The sequence below is a fragment of the Streptomyces pilosus genome (genome assembly GCF_014649835.1).
Classification (GTDB): Bacteria; Actinomycetota; Actinomycetes; order Streptomycetales; family Streptomycetaceae; genus Streptomyces; species Streptomyces pilosus.
In genome coordinates, this window is record NZ_BMTU01000001.1 from 389,871 (window position 1) to 404,386 (window position 14,516).

Here is a 14,516-nt window from a genome sequence, read left to right on the forward strand (position 1 = left end):
GACTTCGCTCGAGCGGGAGGGTCCCCCTCCGCTTCAGGAGCCGGCGCCCGGCCTGTCCACGAGTTCCACCTGGTCCACGGCGTTGCACCAGCGGCACCGCACCGACTCGATCGTCTCACCGAGCACCTCGCGCTCCTCGACCGTGGGCTCTCCGGCCAGGTCGAGGTGGACGTACTCGACGACCTTCGACGAGCGGGTCACGTCGAAGCGGGTCAGGTTGCCGCAGAGGGTGCAGCGCCACCGCGTCGAGGCGGTCGGCAGAGGAACCGTCATCGTGGCTGTTCGCCTTCCTTCCAGTGTCCGTGACGCACCGGGCCGACCGGTGCGTGTGGCTCGTAACCCTACGGCCTGGGGGGTCCCCGCCGCCCGCCCGTCCACGGCGGCGAGGCGGTATGCGGGGTTCCGTCCTCTTGCGTCATGCTCTGTGTCCATGATCCGCAACTGGGGCGCGTCGGCCGCCGCGGCGATCCGGGGCACGTCCGCGCCGGTGACCCACACCCTCGTCGTGCTGTGCTGCCTGGTCTTCCTGACCGGCCCCGTCCCGGGCCTCGGCCCGGCGCACGGCTCGGGGGACGAACTGCTGGCCGCGCAGCGGGCCTACTTCCAGCGCTGGGGCGTCATCCCCGCAGACCTGTTCGACGGGTCCCCCGGGGCCCTCCTGACCCCCGCCACGGCGCTCTTCGTGCACGGCGGCTGGGTGCATCTGCTCGGCAACATGCTGTTCCTCCACGTGTTCGGCGCGATGACCGAGGCACGGATGGGCCGGCTGCGGTTCACCGTCTGCTACGTCGGCTGCGGCTACCTGGCGCTGCTCGGATACGCCGCCGTCAACGCGGACTCCGAGCGGGCGCTGGTCGGCGCCTCGGGGGCGATCTCGGCGGTCCTCGGGGCGTTCCTCTTCCTGTTCCCCGGGGCCCGGGTGACCAGCCTGCTGCCGTTCCTGTTCTTCCTGCCGGTGCGCCTGCCGGCGTGGGTGGTGCTGCCGTTCTGGGCGGCGCTGCAGTGGGCGGCGGCGGGCCGGGCGGACGACGGGCCGGGGGTGGCGTACCTGGCGCACCTGCTGGGCTTCGCCCTGGGCTTCGGCTGCGCGTGGGCCTGTTTCGGCAGGGCGACTACAGTGAGGTCCGCCCCTGCTCCGGCCCCCGAGGGAGAGAACCAGCCGTGATCACCGCGATCGTCCTCATCAAGACCAGCGTGGACCGGATCCCCGAGATCGCGGAACAGATCGCCGCGCTGGACAGTGTCAGCGAGGTCTTCTCCGTCACCGGCACCTACGACCTGATCGCCATGGTCCGGGTGCGCGGGCACGAGGACCTGGCGGAGGTCATCCCCGGCCGGATCAGCAAGATCCCGGGTGTGGAGGGCACCGACACGCACGTGGCGTTCCGCACCTACTCGCAGCACGACCTGGAGGCGGCGTTCGCCATCGGTCTGGACAGCTGACCCCGGGCCCTCCCCCGGCCCCGCCCCGCGCGCCGGAGGGGCCGCGCGCCGGATGAAGAACTCTTCATCCGGGACTCATCCGGGGCCTCGGGTGCGGTGCGCAGGATCGGGGCATGGTCTTCACTCGCCGGATGGCGGCGCTCGCCGCCGTCGTGCTGATCCCGCTGGGCGTCGCCGCGACCAGTTTCGCGCTCGCCGACAGCCCCGAAACGCCCAGGGTGCCGCCGCAGGTCGAACTGGACAGCGGCTCGCCCACGCCCTCACCCACGGCCTCCTCGGCACGGCCCGAGCCGACGCCGAGCGACGAGGTGGTCTCCCGGCCACCGGTGACCGACAGCCCCGCGGGTGGTGACGATGACGACGACCGGGGCCGGGACTCCTCGGACGACGGACCGGACGACGACGGCCCCGACGACGAGGGCTGACGGGGTCCGCCGGCGGATCTCCGCCCGGGTCCGCATCCTGCTGTGGCTGCTGTTCGTCATGGCCGTCGCGTTCGCCTCCGTCGCCATGACCACCCGTTCCTTCCTGCTGCGGGACGTCGACGACCGGATCAGCGGGCTGCTCTCCCAGGAGGCGGGCGAGTTCGCCAACTTCGAGGACCGGGGCTTCGACCCGGAGACGGGCCGGCCCTTCACCGACCCGGACCGCCTGCTGCGGGTCTTCCTGGAGCGGCAGTACGCCGACCCGGACGAGGAGCTGATCGGCCTGGTGGCCCGGCGCGGCGGCGGTCCGGCGCAGATCATCCAGCCGCGGGACCTGCCCGTCGCCCTGCCGCTGCACCGGGACGCCGACGCCCGGCGCCGCATCTTCGCCTCGCCCGACGCCTCCGGGGTGCTCCGGCGGCCCGAGGGGGAGATCCGCTGGGCCAAGGTGCCGGTGGCCCGGCACGGCGGCGGCGACCCGGAGGCGGCGTTCGTCGTCGCCTTCCACCCGGAGCGCGAAGTGGCCCGCGTCGACGAGGTGTTCCGGGTGCTGCTCGCCATCTCCGGGGTCGCCCTGCTGCTGACCACCGGCATCGGCTGGGCGGTCGCCGGCCGGATCCTGCAGCCCGTGCGGCTGGTGCGGACCGCCGCCGCGCAACTCACCGAGCAGGACCTCACCCGCCGCATCCCGGTGCGCGGCCACGACGACATCGCCGCCCTCGCCGAGACCTTCAACGCCATGCTGGACCGGATGGAACGGGCCTTCGCCACCCAGCGCCAGTTCGTCGACGACGCCGGCCACGAACTGCGCACCCCGATCACCATCGTGCGCGGCCACCTGGAGCTGATGGGCGACGACCCGGCCGAACGCGAGGAGACCGTACGCCTGGTCACCGACGAACTGGACCGGATGAGCCGCATCGTGGAGGACCTGCTGCTGCTCGCCAAGGCCGAGCGGCCCGACTTCGTCACCCCGGAACCGGTGCAGCTCGCGGAACTGACCGCCGACGTCTACGTCAAGGCCCGCACCCTGGGCGAACGCGACTGGCAGCTCACCGGCACGGCCGACCGGGAGGCGGAGCTGGACCCGCAGCGGATCACCCAGGCGATGGTGCAGCTCGCGCAGAACGCGGTGCAGCACACCACGACCGGGGAGACCATCCGCATCGGCTCCCGCGCGCAGGGGTCGCGGATCGAGCTGTACGTCGCCGACTCCGGGCCCGGCGTCCGGCCGCAGGACCGGGAGCTGATCTTCGAACGCTTCCGGCGCGGCACCTCACGGCGCGGGTCGCGCGGTTCGGGTGCCGGGCTCGGCCTGTCGATCGTCAGGGCGATCGCCGAGGGCCACGGCGGCCGCGTCCGCCTGCACGACACCGAGGGCGGCGGCGCCACCTTCGTACTCATCCTGGAAGAGGCACGCACGTGAACCGGATTCTGATCGTCGAGGACGAGGACCGCATCGCCTCCTTCGTGCAGAAGGGACTGCGCGCCAACGGCTTCACCACCACCGTCGTCCCCGACGGCGAGACCGGCTACGAGTACGCGCTGACCGGCGGTTTCGACCTGGTGGTGCTGGACATCGGGCTGCCCGGCCGGGACGGTTTCACGGTGCTGCGCGAACTGCGCGAGTCCCGGGTGACCACCCCCGTGATCGTGCTGACCGCGCGGGACTCCGTACGGGACACGGTGGCCGGGCTCGAGGGCGGCGCCGACGACTGGATGACCAAGCCGTTCCGCTTCGAGGAACTCCTCGCCCGGGTGAGGCTGCGCCTGCGCACGGCGGCCCGCGCGCCGGAGGTGACGGTGCTGAGGTCGGGCTCGCTCAGCCTGGACCTGCGCACCCGCCGCGCCCGGGCCGGGGAGCGCACCGTCGACCTGACGGCCCGTGAGTTCGTGCTGCTGGAACTGTTCCTGAGGCACCCCGGGCAGGTACTCTCCCGCGAGCAGATCCTGTCCCACGTGTGGGGCTACGACTTCGACCCGGGCTCCAACATCGTGGACGTGTACGTCCGCGCGCTGCGCAAGAAACTCGGCGCGGAGAGGGTGGAGACGGTCCGCGGGATGGGCTACCGGCTCCCCGCGTGAGCACCCCGCGGCCGGGTGAAGTTCCCTTCATCTTCGGCTCATCGACGGCTCACCGCCCCCGGGGACCGTCGATGACGTGACCTTGAACCTCCGTCTGGCAGTGGCCCTGTGCGCGGCGCTGTCGCTCTGCGCGCTGCTCGCGGTCCCCGGCACCTTCCCCGGTCTCGGCGGGGACGCCCGGCTCACCCTCGCCGTGTTCGCGCTGGCGACGTGCGCGTGGATCGGGACGCCGATCGACGACACCTACATCGCGCTCGGCGCCGGTCTCGCCCTGACGGTGACCGGGGTGATAAGCAGCGACACCCTCTTCGGCACCCTGGGCGACTCGACGGTGTGGCTGCTGATCTGCGCGTTCGTGCTGGCGGCCGCGGTAGCCCGGACCGGGCTCGCGGGGCGGGCGGCAGCCTTCCTGGTCGGCGGGGCCCGGACGGTGCGGCAGTTGACGCACCTGACGACGGCCGCCCTGGTCGTCACGGCGTTCGCGGTGCCGGCCACCTCGGGCCGGGCGGCGCTCGCGCTGCCGGTGTTCCTCGCCCTCGCCAAGGCACTCGCCGACCGGAAGCGACTGGTCGTGATGCTGGCCCTGCTGTTCCCGACCGTGATCCTGCTGTCCGCGGTGGCGACCCTGATCGGTGCGGGAGCACATCTGATCACCGTGTCGGTGCTGTGGGAGGCCACCGGGGACCGGGTGGGCTTCACCGAATGGCTGCTGCTCGGGCTGCCGCTGGCCGTGACCTCCTCCCATCTCGCCGCCGAGGCGGTGCTGTCGACCACGACCCGCCGAGCGGACCGCCGGGGTCCTGTGCACATCACCGCCGAGGAGATCCAGCGGCACAGCGACCGCCCGGTGACCGGCCCGTGGACGCAGGCCGAGAAGCGCTGCGCCCTGCTGCTCGCCACGGTGGTCGCCCTGTGGTGCAGCGAGCCGCTGCACCGGGTGTCACCGGCCGTGGTCGCGCTGATTGGCGCGGTCGTCGCCGCCTCCCCGGCACTGGGCACCGTACGGCTGAAGGACGCGCTGAAGACGGTGCCGTGGTCGCTGCTGCTGTTCATGGCCGCGACGATGGCGATGGGCGTGGCGCTGGCCGAGTCGGGCGCGGCGGTGTGGCTGGTCGGCGGACTTCCCTCGGGCATCACCCCGGTGATGTTCCTGGCGGTCGTCGTCGCGGTGAGCACGGCCGCCCACCTGGTCCTGCAGTCCCGCTCCGCCCGCTCCTCCGTACTGGTCCCGCTGGTGGTCGCGGCGGCCGTCGGCGCCGGGGTGAACCCGGTCGCCGCCGCGCTCGCGTCCACCGCCGCCGCGGGTTTCTGCCACACGCTCCCGGCCTCCGCGAAGCCGGTCACGCTCTTCGCGGAGATCCCCGGCACCCCCACCTACACCCCGCGCGACCTGCTGCGGCTGTCCGCCGTGCTGGCCCCGCTCACCGCCGCCCTGGTCCTGCTGTTCGCCGTCGCGGTGTGGCCGCTGCTCGGCGTGCCCGTGACCCGCTAAGGAGTTCCGTCATGCTCAACCGTGTCGTCGTAGCACCCAGCGGCTTCAAGGAGTCGCTCTCCGCCCAGGCCGCCGCCGACGCCATCGCGGCGGGTGTCCGCCGGGTCCTGCCGGACGCCGAGATCGACCGCATCCCGCTGGTGGACGGGGGTGAGGGAACCGCCTCCGCGCTCGCCGCCGCCACCGGCGGCCGGCTGGTCGCGCTGGCCGCCACGGGACCGGTCGGCGAACCGGTCGGCACCCACTTCGCGGTGCTCGGCTCCCAGGACACGGCGGTGGTGGAGATGGCAGCCGTCGCCGGCCTCTCCCTCGTCCCCCGCGCCCGCCGCGACCCGGGCGCCACCACCACGTACGGGGTCGGGGAGCTGATCCGTGCCGCGCTCGACCAGGGCGTCCGGCGGATCCTGGTCGGCTGCGGCGACTCGGGCACCTCCGACGGCGGGGCGGGCGCCCTCCAGGCGCTCGGCGCACGGCTGCTGGACGCCGACGGGTTCGAACTGGGCCCGGGAGGGAGCGAGTTGGCACGCCTGGGGCGCGTCGACCCGTCCGGGCTCGATCCCCGCCTCGCGGACGTGGAACTCCTCGTCGCCTGCAACCCGTACAACGTGCTGTGCGGGGAGCGGGGCGTGGCCCGGGTGTTCGGCCCGCAGAAGGGGGCGACCCCGCGGCAGGTGGAGGAGTTGTCGGCGGCGCTGGAGAACTGGGCGCGGGTGCTGACCCGGGACCTCGCCGTCACCGGCACCGACCTGCGGCTCGGCCGCGGCACGGGCGCCTCCGGCGGCCTGGGGGCCGGACTCGCCGCGCTGGGCGCGTCCCTCGTCCCCCGCTTCCCGGTGCTGCTGGACCACCTCGACCTCGACGAGCGGCTGGCCCGCGCCGATCTGGTCGTCACCGCGGAGGGGGCCCTGGACCACCAGACACCGCGCGGCAAGGTGCCGGCGGAGGTGGCGCGGCGGGCCAAGCTCTCCGGGCGGCCGGTGCTGGCGCTGGCGGGGACGCTGGGTGAGGGGGCGGGGGAGGTGCCGGGGGTGGACGCCTGCCACGGCATCCTGCCCGCGCCGATGGCTCTGGCGGAGGCGCTGGTCCGCGGCGCGGAGCTGCTGACCGACGCCACGGAGCGCGCCCTGCGCATGATCGTCCTCGGCGCCCGCCTGCCGGTGGCCCGGGCCTGATCCCCGCCCCGGACCCCGCTCCGCGGGCTGATTCGGCCCCTCCGGCGTTTGTGGAGCGGGGGTCCGGGGGCAGCGCCCTCCCCGGGGGGGAACGGGGAGGGGCGGCGGGGCGAGCGAACCCTCAGGCGGACACGTCCGGCACGCAGCGGCCGTCCACCGTGCGGTAGGTCCAGCGGGCACCGTCACGGACGAGTTCGCGTACCGCCCGCACGAACCGCTCCACGTGCTCGTCCGGCGTACCCGCACCGAAGCTCACCCGGATCGCGTTGAGCGACTTCTCACCGGACGCCGCCTCGGGAGCGCCGCACTCGCCCTGCGCCCGCCCATCGCCCCCGAGCAGCCTGCGCAGCAGCGGGTGCGCGCAGAACAGCCCGTCGCGCACCCCGATGCCGTACTCGGCGGAGAGCGCGGCGGCGAAGTGGGAGCTGTTCCAGCCCTCGACGACGAAGGACAGCACGCCGACCCGCGGCGCCTCGTCCCCGAACAGCGACAGGAACCGCACCCCGGGCACGTCGGCGAGCCCGTCCCGGACCACGCGGACCAGCGCCTCCTCACGCGCGGCCAGCGCCTCGAAGCCGGCCTCGGTGAGCGCCTTGCAGGCGGAGGCGATGGCGTACGCGCCGATGACGTTGGGCGAGCCGGCCTCGTGGCGGGCGGCGCCCTCGTGCCACTCCACGTCCACTCCCCCGTCCGCGCCCCGGGTGACCTTCCGGCTGGCGCCGCCGCCCGCGAGGTAGGGCTCGGCCGCCCGCAGCCAGTCGGCGCGGCCGGCCAGCACACCGGAGCCGAAGGGGGCGTACAGCTTGTGCCCGGAGAAGACGACCCAGTCGACGTCCAGGTCGCGCACGCTGACCGGGTGGTGCGGGGCGAGCTGGGCGGCGTCCAGCACGATCCGCGCACCGTGCGCGTGCGCGGCGGCCGCCAGCTCCCGCACGGGCCACAGCTCACCGGTGACGTTGGAGGCGCCGGTGACGCAGACCAGGGCGGTGCCGTAAGGATCACGGTCGGCGAGGGCGCGTTCCAGGGCCGTCACCGCGGCGCGGGGGCTGTCGGGCGCGTCGAGGCAGGTGACGCGTGCGCCGCGCCAGGGCAGCAGGGAGGCGTGGTGCTCGGTCTCGAAGACGAACACCTCGCAGTCCTCGGGGAGCGCGGTGGCGAGCAGGTTGAGGGAGTCGGTGGTGGACCGGGTGAAGACCACCTGGTCCCCGGTGCGGCAGTCCAGGAACTCCGCGACGGTGCGGCGGGCGTTCTCGAACAGGTCGGTGGAGAGCTGGGAGAGGTATCCGGCGCCCCGGTGGACGCTGCCGTAGTACGGCGCGTAGGCGGCCACGTCGTCCCACACCCGCTGCAGGGCCGGGGCGCTGGCGGCGTAGTCGAGGGCGGCGTAGGTGACCTCGCCGCCGGTGACGAGGGGGACGGTGACGTCCCGGCCCAGGACGGGCAGCGGGGTGCGGACGGACCGGTCGACGGCAGCGGTGGAGACGGACATGGCGGAACTCCCGGTGAGGCAGGCGGAACCCCCGCGCGAGCGGACGGCGCTCGAGCGCGGAAGGGAAGGAAGAAGGGGTGCGCGGAGGCGGGGCTCGGCGGCCCTAACGCATTCGCTGGCTCACAGGGGGCTCCTCGACGACCAGGACCCCTGGTGTACGAGGGGTCCGCGCTTGCCGTGGACCTCGCTGCCCACGGCCTGGTCTTCACCCGGGGCACCCCGCCACGGACGGAGGGTTGCCGGACAGCCGGCCGGGGCCTGATGGCTGTCACTCATGACCTGGGAGGAAACTACGTGACGTGCGCGACGTCCCGCAACCCGTGTCCGGATCGCGGGACGTCGGGGGCCGTCGGGCCGCTACGCGTTGCTGACGGCGACCCAGCGCTCCAGGACCCGCTTGGCGGCCCCGGAGTCGATGGACTCGGCCGCCTTCGCCATCCCCGCGCGGATCTGCTCCGTCAGGGTGCCGGGGCCCGGCTCCAGGGCGACCAGCGCCGCCGCCGAGTTCAGCAGCACCGCGTCCCGCACGGGGCCGGTCTCACCGTCCAGCACCCGGCGGGCGACCTCCGCGTTGTAGGAGGCGTCGGCGCCGCGCAGGGCCTCCACCGGCACCAGGTCGATGCCGACGTCGCGCGGGTCGAAGGTCTGCTCGTCGACCGCGCCGTCACGGACCACCCACACCCGGGAGGTGGCGGTGGTGGTCAGCTCGTCCAGGCCGTCGTCGCCGCGGAACACCAGCGAGGAGTGGCCGCGCCCGGCGAAGACCCCGGCGATGATGGGCGCCATGCGGGCGTCGGCGACCCCCACCGCCTGCGCCTTGACCTGTGCCGGGTTGGACAGCGGGCCGAGGAAGTTGAAGACGGTGCGGATGCCGAGCTGGCCGCGCGCCGCGGCCACGTGACGCAGCGCCGGGTGGAACTTCACCGCGAAGCAGAAGGTGATCCCCGCTTCTTCGGCGACCTCGGCGACCCGTCGCGGGGTCAGTTCCAGGTTGACGCCGAGCTTCTCCAGGACGTCGGAGGCGCCGGACGCGGAGGAGGCGGCCCGGTTGCCGTGCTTGACGACCTTCGCGCCGGTGCCGGCCACGACGATCGAGGACATCGTGGAGATGTTCACCGTGCGGGCGCCGTCCCCGCCGGTGCCGACGATGTCGACGGTGGCGCCCGGCACCTCGATGACGTTGGCGTGGTCGTACATGGCGCGTACGCAGCCGGTGATCTCCTCGACGGTCTCGCCCTTGGCCCGCAGCGAGACCGCGAAGCCGGCGATCTGCGCGTCGGTCGCCTCGCCGCGCATGATCAGGTCCATCGCCCAGGCGGTGTCGTCGGCGGACAGGTCCCGTCCGTCCAGCAGTCCGTTCAGTACGGCGGGCCAGGAGCGGCCCGCCGCGGTGTCGCCTCCAGCGGGGGTCACAGCGCTCATGGCCGCTCCTGATGGTCGTGGAAGAGTGCGGGGATCCGGCAGGGTCCCGGGCTCCACCCTATCCAGCTCCGGGCACGGCGAAGGGCCCCCGTCCGTTCTGCGGACGGGGGCCCTTCACTGTCGTGTGGCGACGGGGGTGAGGTGTTCCGGGGGATCAGTGGTGGCCGTGGCCGCTCGTGATCTCCTTGTACTCCTCGACGGTCGGCTTGGGAATCTGGGACTCCCCGCCGTAGTAGCCCTTGCTGAGCTTGGCGCGCAGCTTCTCGCTCATCTTCACCTTGCGCCGGACGCCGTTCTCGTCGACCTCCGGGCCGAGCTCGAGCGGCTTGTACTGCTCGTGCGCGGTGAGGGTGTGCAGCTGCTCCTGGCTGAGCGGCTCGTGGACCTCGATGAACTCACCGTGCGGCAGGCGCTTGATGATGCCGGTCTCCCGGCCGTGCAGCACCTTCTCCTTGTCCCGGCGCTGGAGGCCGAGGCAGATCCGCTTGGTGACGACGAAGGCCACGACCGGGGCGACGAAGAACGCGATGCGCACGAACCAGGTGATCGCGTTGATCGACAGGTTGAAGTGCGTGGCCCACAGGTCGTTGCCGCCGCCGACGAGGAGCACGAAGTACAGCGTGATCCAGGCGACACCGAACGCGGTACGGGTCGGGGCGTTGCGCGGGCGGTCCAGGATGTGGTGCTCGCGCTTGTCGCCGGTGACCCAGGACTCGATGAACGGGTACACCGCGATCGACACCAGGACCAGCGGGAAGATCAGCAGCGGGACGAACACGCCCAGTACGAGGGTGTGGCCCCAGAAGTTGATCTCCCAGCCCGGCATGACACGGATCAGGCCCTCGGAGAAGCCCATGTACCAGTCGGGCTGGGCGCCGGTGGAGACCATGTCCGGCCGGTAGGGGCCGATGTTCCAGATCGGGTTGATCGTGGCGATCGCCGAGACGGCCGCCAGCACACCGAAGACCAGGAAGAAGAAGCCTCCGGCCTTGGCCATGTACACCGGCAGCAGCGGCATGCCGACGACGTTCTTGTTCGTCTTGCCGGGGCCCGCGAACTGCGTGTGCTTGTGGTAGAAGACCAGGATCAGGTGCGCCACCACGAGGCCGAGCATGATGCCCGGCAGCAGCAGGATGTGGACCGAGTAGAACCTGGCGATGAAGTCGTCGCCCGGGAACTCGCCGCCGAAGATGAAGAACGACAGGTACGTGCCGACGATCGGCACGGACAGGACCGCGCCTTCCATGAAGCGGATACCGGTGCCGGAGAGCAGGTCGTCCGGGAGTGAGTAGCCGGTGAAACCGGTGAACATGCCGAGGACGAACAGCAGGAAGCCGAACAGCCAGTTGATCTCACGCGGCTTGCGGAACGCGCCGGTGAAGAACACACGCATCATGTGGACGAACATGCCGGCCAGGAAGACCAGCGCCGCCCAGTGGTGGATCTGCCGGATCAGCAGACCGCCACGGACGTCGAAGCTGATGTCCAGCGTCGACTTGTAGGCCTCACTCATCAGCTGGCCCTGCATGGGGATGTAACTGCCGTGGTACTCCACCTCGTTCATCGACGGGTGGAAGAACAGCGTCAGGTACACACCCGTGAGGATGATGATGAGGAAGCTGTAGAGGCAGATCTCACCCAGCATGAACGACCAGTGGTCGGGGAAGATCTTGCGCATGTTGGCCTTGGCCAGGGAGTAGATCCCCAGCCGGCCGTCGGCCCAGTCGGCGACGCGTTCGCCGGCCGGCGCCTTCCCGCGCGAGCGGGACTCGGGGGTCGTTGTGGTACTCATCCGCGCTCCCAGAAGGCAGGACCGACGGGCTCGTCGAAGTCGCCGAGCGCTTCGAGGTAGCCCTCGTCGTTCACGCCGATGCGCAGCTGCGGCAGGGCGTGACCGGCGGGACCGAAGATCACCTTGGCACCGTCGGAAAGGTCGAAGGTGGACTGGTGACAGGGGCAGAGCGCGTGGTGCGTCTGCTGCTCGTACAGGGAGATCGGGCAACCGACGTGGGTGCAGATCTTCGAGTAGGCGAGGATCCCCTCGTGCGACCACTCCAGCGCCTGCTTGTCCTTGATGTCGTCCGGCTGGATGCGGACCAGCATCAGGGCTGCCTTGGCGATCTCGGTCATGAAGCCGTGCTCGTGCGGGTCGAGACCCTCGGGCTGGGCGAAGGTGAGCGAGCCCACGATGATGTCGGACGGCCGCAGCGGCTCGTTCGTGTTCATGTTGACCAGCAGCTTGCCCTTGGACCACGCGGTCTCGCGCAGCTTGGTCCCCGGCAGCGGTCCGAGGTCGCGCAGCAGCACCACTCCGGAGAGCGGGAACAGGGCGAGCGCGCCGAACATCGTGTTGCGGATCAGCTTCCGGCGGCCGAGCACCGACTCCTTGGCACCCTGGCGGAAGTCGTCCATGACCTTCGCCTTGACCTCCGGGGAGGCCTCGATCGGGTGACGCTCGTCGGCGATCTCGTGGTCGGACATCAGCGTGCGGGCCCAGTGGACCGCGCCGGCGCCGATGGCGAACAGGGCGACGCCGAGGGTCATGCCGAGCGCGAAGTTCAGCGCGCTGACGTGACCGAGCATGAAGATGTAGACGGACTGGTCGACCGGGATCGTCACGAACGAGACGATGAAGCCGACGGTGGCCAGCATCGACAGCGTGAACAGCAGGGCGACCGTGCGCTCGGACCGCTTGGCGGCCCGCTCGTCGAGGTCCTGGATCCTCGGCTCGTGGGGCGGCAGCCCCGGGTCGGCGAACGGGTTCTTCTCGTCCGCCGCCTTCACCGCGCCGTGGCTGGTGTCCTGCGCTGCGGGCAGGTTCTCTTCGGGAATGTCTTGGCTACTCATGACTTCTTGGCCTTTGCGGTCCGAGCGGCGACCCAGACGGCGACCGCGACCAGCGCGCCGAGTCCGAAGACCCACGCGAACAGACCCTCGGAGACCGGGCCAAGTCCGCCGAGCGCGAGACCACCGGGGCTCTCCGACTCGTCGCTGTTGACCGTGTGCAGGTACGCGATGATGTCCTTCTTGTTCTGCTCCGACAGCGTGCTGTCGGGGAAGGAGGGCATGTTCTGCGGGCCGGTGAGCATGGCCTCGTAGATGTGCTTGGGCGCGACGTCCTCGAGGTTCGGGGCGTACTTGCCGTGCGTGAGCGCGCCGCCCTTGCCGGTGAAGTTGTGGCACTGCGCGCAGTTGTTGCGGAACAGTTCACCGCCCTTGGCGATGTCGGCACCCTCGGGGCCGTACTGCTCCTCGGTGGGGATCGCCGGACCGGCACCCAGGGAGGCGATGTACGCGGCCAGCTGGTCGATCTCGGCCTGCGAGTAGACGGCCGGCTTGTCGGGCAGCTGGGCGCCCTGCGAGGTGGCGGCCGGCATGCGGCCGGTGCTCACCTGGAAGTCGACCGCGGCGGCGCCCACGCCCACCAGGCTCGGACCGTCGGAGGTGCCCTGACCGCCGGTGCCGTGGCAGCTGGCGCAGCCGACCGCGTAGAGCTTCTTGCCCTCCTCGATGGTGAGGGACTGGGCGGTTTCGTCGGCCTGCGCCTTGTCCGCGGGTGCGAACACGGCGTAGAGCCCCCCGGTGCACGCCAGGGCGAGGAGTAGGACGACGAGCGCCGCCAGCGGGTGGCGTCGTCGTGCGGAGAGCTTTTTCACGGATTACCCCGGTGTCAGGATCTTCTGCGTCGATGCTTCTGGTTGGTGCGCTGCTTCGCGCGCGAGGCGGAGGGGCCTGCTACTTGATCATGTAGATCGTGGCAAAGAGGCCGATCCAGACGACGTCGACGAAGTGCCAGTAATAGGACACGACGATGGCCGCTGTCGCCTGTTCGTGTGTGAACCTCCGTGCCGCGTAGGTCCGGCCCAGGACCAGCAGGAAGGCGATGAGACCGCCCAGCACGTGCAGGCCGTGGAAGCCGGTGGTCAGGTAGAAGGCCGAGCCGTACGCGTCGGAGGAGAGAGACAGGCCGTAGTGCTTGACCAGCTCGGTGTACTCGAGGACCTGTCCTCCGATGAAGACCGCACCCATGATGAAGGTGACGATGAACCACATCCGGAGCTTCTTCACGTCACCGCGCTCGGCGGCGAAGACGCCGAGCTGGCAGGTGAGGGAGGAAAGCACCAGGATCGTGGTGTTCGCCGCCGAGAACGGGAAGTTCAGGGAGTCGGCCTTCTCCGACCAGAAGTCGGGTCCGGTCACCGATCGCAGGGTGAAGTACATCGCGAAGAGGGCCGCGAAGAACATCAGCTCGGAACTCAGCCAGATGATGGTTCCGACGCTGGTGAGGTTCGGTCGGTTGACCGACGGGTGCGCGTGCCCGGTGTCTACTGTCGTTGCTGTCGCCACGCCGACATTATGTCGGTCGCTTATCCCGCCCTCACTCCCGGGGGTGCCGTTCGGTGTGTTCCCCCCTCCTGGACTGCCCGGATGGCCCACCCGGAGGCCCGTCGGGACCCGTTCGAAGCCGTGTCCGAACCAGTGTTGACCGGGGGTCCGAGGGGGTAGCATCCGCGCCATCGGTACCCGAAGTTCCCGACAGAGCCGTGCCCTCTCTCTTACGCGTGGAGGAACAATGCAGGCGACCGCCACGGTGCTGGTCTACAGCGACGACGCCAACACCCGGGAGCAGGTGCGGCTCGCCACCGGGCGGCGGCCGGCCCCGGACGTGCCCGTAGTGGAGTTCGTGGAGTGCGCGACCCAGGCGGCCGTGCTCACGGAGCTGGACCGGGGCGGCATCGACGTGTGCGTGTTCGACGGCGAGGCCGTGCCGATGGGGGGCATGGGCCTGTGCCGGCAGATCAAGGACGAGGTGTTCGACTGTCCGCCGGTGCTGTTGCTGATCGCCCGGCCGCAGGACGCCTGGCTGGCGACCTGGAGCCGGGCGGAGGCCGCGGTGACCCTGCCGGTTGAGCCCGTGGAGTTCGCGTCCGCGCTGGCCGGGCTGCTGCGGCGGAAGCGGCTGCAGAGCGCGTAGTCACTCCGCCGGT

15 protein-coding genes and 1 riboswitch are annotated in these 14,516 nt (G+C 71.5%); of the genes, 8 read left to right on the forward strand and 7 right to left on the reverse strand.

The annotated features are described in order from the left end of the window. Positions 1 to 33 precede the first annotated feature (33 nt). Positions 34 to 273, reverse strand: a complete 240-nt coding sequence (locus tag IE118_RS01805) for a hypothetical protein (protein ID WP_189555420.1) — start codon at positions 271 to 273, stop codon at positions 34 to 36. A 157-nt stretch (positions 274 to 430) separates the two neighbouring features. Here IE118_RS01805 and IE118_RS01810 point away from each other — a divergent pair, with 157 nt between their 5' ends. The 7 genes from IE118_RS01810 to IE118_RS01840 all read left to right on the forward strand — a co-directional run bounded on the left by IE118_RS01810 (position 431) and on the right by IE118_RS01840 (position 6,617). Continuing rightward, positions 431 to 1,165, forward strand: coding sequence for a rhomboid family intramembrane serine protease (locus tag IE118_RS01810; RefSeq protein ID WP_189555421.1), 735 nt, complete (start codon positions 431 to 433; stop codon positions 1,163 to 1,165). After that, positions 1,162 to 1,443 carry an Lrp/AsnC family transcriptional regulator gene (locus tag IE118_RS01815; RefSeq protein ID WP_189555422.1) on the forward strand — a complete coding sequence of 94 codons (282 nt, stop codon included), beginning with the start codon at positions 1,162 to 1,164 and terminating at the stop codon, positions 1,441 to 1,443. The genes IE118_RS01810 and IE118_RS01815 overlap by 4 nt, the downstream gene beginning before the upstream one ends. 113 nt (positions 1,444 to 1,556) lie before the next feature. Next, positions 1,557 to 1,868: a small secreted hydrophilic protein gene (locus IE118_RS01820; protein WP_189555423.1), complete on the forward strand. Its 312-nt coding sequence runs from the start codon at positions 1,557 to 1,559 to the stop codon at positions 1,866 to 1,868. After that, entirely contained in the window at positions 1,798 to 3,294 is a 1,497-nt protein-coding gene (locus tag IE118_RS01825) for a sensor histidine kinase (RefSeq protein WP_189555424.1), read from the forward strand. The genes IE118_RS01820 and IE118_RS01825 overlap by 71 nt, the downstream gene beginning before the upstream one ends. After that, positions 3,291 to 3,953, forward strand: a complete 663-nt coding sequence (locus tag IE118_RS01830; protein ID WP_189555425.1) for a response regulator transcription factor — start codon at positions 3,291 to 3,293, stop codon at positions 3,951 to 3,953. Before IE118_RS01825 ends, IE118_RS01830 begins: the two co-directional genes overlap by 4 nt. Positions 3,954 to 4,029: 76 nt before the next feature. Continuing rightward, positions 4,030 to 5,445 carry an SLC13 family permease gene (locus tag IE118_RS01835; RefSeq protein WP_189555426.1) on the forward strand — a complete coding sequence of 472 codons (1,416 nt, stop codon included), beginning with the start codon at positions 4,030 to 4,032 and terminating at the stop codon, positions 5,443 to 5,445. Between the two features lie 11 nt (positions 5,446 to 5,456). Beyond that, positions 5,457 to 6,617, forward strand: a complete 1,161-nt coding sequence (locus IE118_RS01840; RefSeq protein ID WP_189555427.1) for a glycerate kinase — start codon at positions 5,457 to 5,459, stop codon at positions 6,615 to 6,617. Between the two features lie 121 nt (positions 6,618 to 6,738). Here IE118_RS01840 and IE118_RS01845 read toward each other — a convergent pair whose 3' ends face one another. The 6 genes from IE118_RS01845 to ctaE all read right to left on the reverse strand — a co-directional run bounded on the left by IE118_RS01845 (position 6,739) and on the right by ctaE (position 13,875). Then, a complete protein-coding gene (locus IE118_RS01845) occupies positions 6,739 to 8,106 on the reverse strand; it encodes an aminotransferase class V-fold PLP-dependent enzyme (protein WP_189555428.1) in 1,368 nt (455 codons plus the stop codon). 163 nt (positions 8,107 to 8,269) lie between these two features. Continuing rightward, positions 8,270 to 8,386, reverse strand: a riboswitch (SAM riboswitch). Positions 8,387 to 8,463: 77 nt separating this feature from the next. After that, a complete protein-coding gene (gene trpD / locus IE118_RS01850; protein ID WP_189555429.1) occupies positions 8,464 to 9,528 on the reverse strand; it encodes an anthranilate phosphoribosyltransferase in 1,065 nt (354 codons plus the stop codon). A 154-nt stretch (positions 9,529 to 9,682) separates the two neighbouring features. Then, positions 9,683 to 11,320, reverse strand: a complete 1,638-nt coding sequence (gene qcrB / locus IE118_RS01855) for a cytochrome bc1 complex cytochrome b subunit (protein ID WP_189555430.1) — start codon at positions 11,318 to 11,320, stop codon at positions 9,683 to 9,685. Further along, entirely contained in the window at positions 11,317 to 12,375 is a 1,059-nt protein-coding gene (gene qcrA, locus IE118_RS01860; protein ID WP_189555431.1) for a cytochrome bc1 complex Rieske iron-sulfur subunit, read from the reverse strand. The genes qcrB and qcrA overlap by 4 nt, the downstream gene beginning before the upstream one ends. Beyond that, the gene (gene qcrC, locus IE118_RS01865) at positions 12,372 to 13,184 is read right to left on the reverse strand and encodes a cytochrome bc1 complex diheme cytochrome c subunit (RefSeq protein ID WP_189555432.1); all 813 of its coding nucleotides are present in this window, start codon (positions 13,182 to 13,184) and stop codon (positions 12,372 to 12,374) included. Before qcrC ends, qcrA begins: the two co-directional genes overlap by 4 nt. A gap of 79 nt (positions 13,185 to 13,263) precedes the next feature. Then, positions 13,264 to 13,875: an aa3-type cytochrome oxidase subunit III gene (ctaE, locus tag IE118_RS01870; protein WP_189555433.1), complete on the reverse strand. Its 612-nt coding sequence runs from the start codon at positions 13,873 to 13,875 to the stop codon at positions 13,264 to 13,266. A gap of 226 nt (positions 13,876 to 14,101) precedes the next feature. On the opposite strand from ctaE, the gene IE118_RS01875 reads away from it, so the two are divergent. Next, positions 14,102 to 14,503 (forward strand): response regulator, encoded by a 402-nt coding sequence (locus IE118_RS01875; RefSeq protein WP_189555434.1) that lies wholly within the window; start codon positions 14,102 to 14,104, stop codon positions 14,501 to 14,503. The last annotated feature ends 13 nt before the right edge of the window (positions 14,504 to 14,516 follow it).

Bases quoted from the DNA above. Each gene is read 5' to 3' on its own strand.
- trpD (WP_189555429.1), bottom strand. From the start codon at position 9,528: ATGAGCGCTGTGACCCCCGCTGGAGGCGACACCGCGGCGGGCCGCTCC.
- IE118_RS01810 (WP_189555421.1), top strand. From the start codon at position 431: ATGATCCGCAACTGGGGCGCGTCGGCCGCCGCGGCGATCCGGGGCACG.
- qcrB (WP_189555430.1), bottom strand. From the start codon at position 11,320: ATGAGTACCACAACGACCCCCGAGTCCCGCTCGCGCGGGAAGGCGCCG.
- IE118_RS01840 (WP_189555427.1), top strand. From the start codon at position 5,457: ATGCTCAACCGTGTCGTCGTAGCACCCAGCGGCTTCAAGGAGTCGCTC.
- IE118_RS01845 (WP_189555428.1), bottom strand. From the start codon at position 8,106: ATGTCCGTCTCCACCGCTGCCGTCGACCGGTCCGTCCGCACCCCGCTG.
- qcrA (WP_189555431.1), bottom strand. From the start codon at position 12,375: ATGAGTAGCCAAGACATTCCCGAAGAGAACCTGCCCGCAGCGCAGGAC.
- IE118_RS01825 (WP_189555424.1), top strand. From the start codon at position 1,798: ATGACGACGACCGGGGCCGGGACTCCTCGGACGACGGACCGGACGACG.
- IE118_RS01820 (WP_189555423.1), top strand. From the start codon at position 1,557: ATGGTCTTCACTCGCCGGATGGCGGCGCTCGCCGCCGTCGTGCTGATC.
- IE118_RS01875 (WP_189555434.1), top strand. From the start codon at position 14,102: ATGCAGGCGACCGCCACGGTGCTGGTCTACAGCGACGACGCCAACACC.
- IE118_RS01805 (WP_189555420.1), bottom strand. From the start codon at position 273: ATGACGGTTCCTCTGCCGACCGCCTCGACGCGGTGGCGCTGCACCCTC.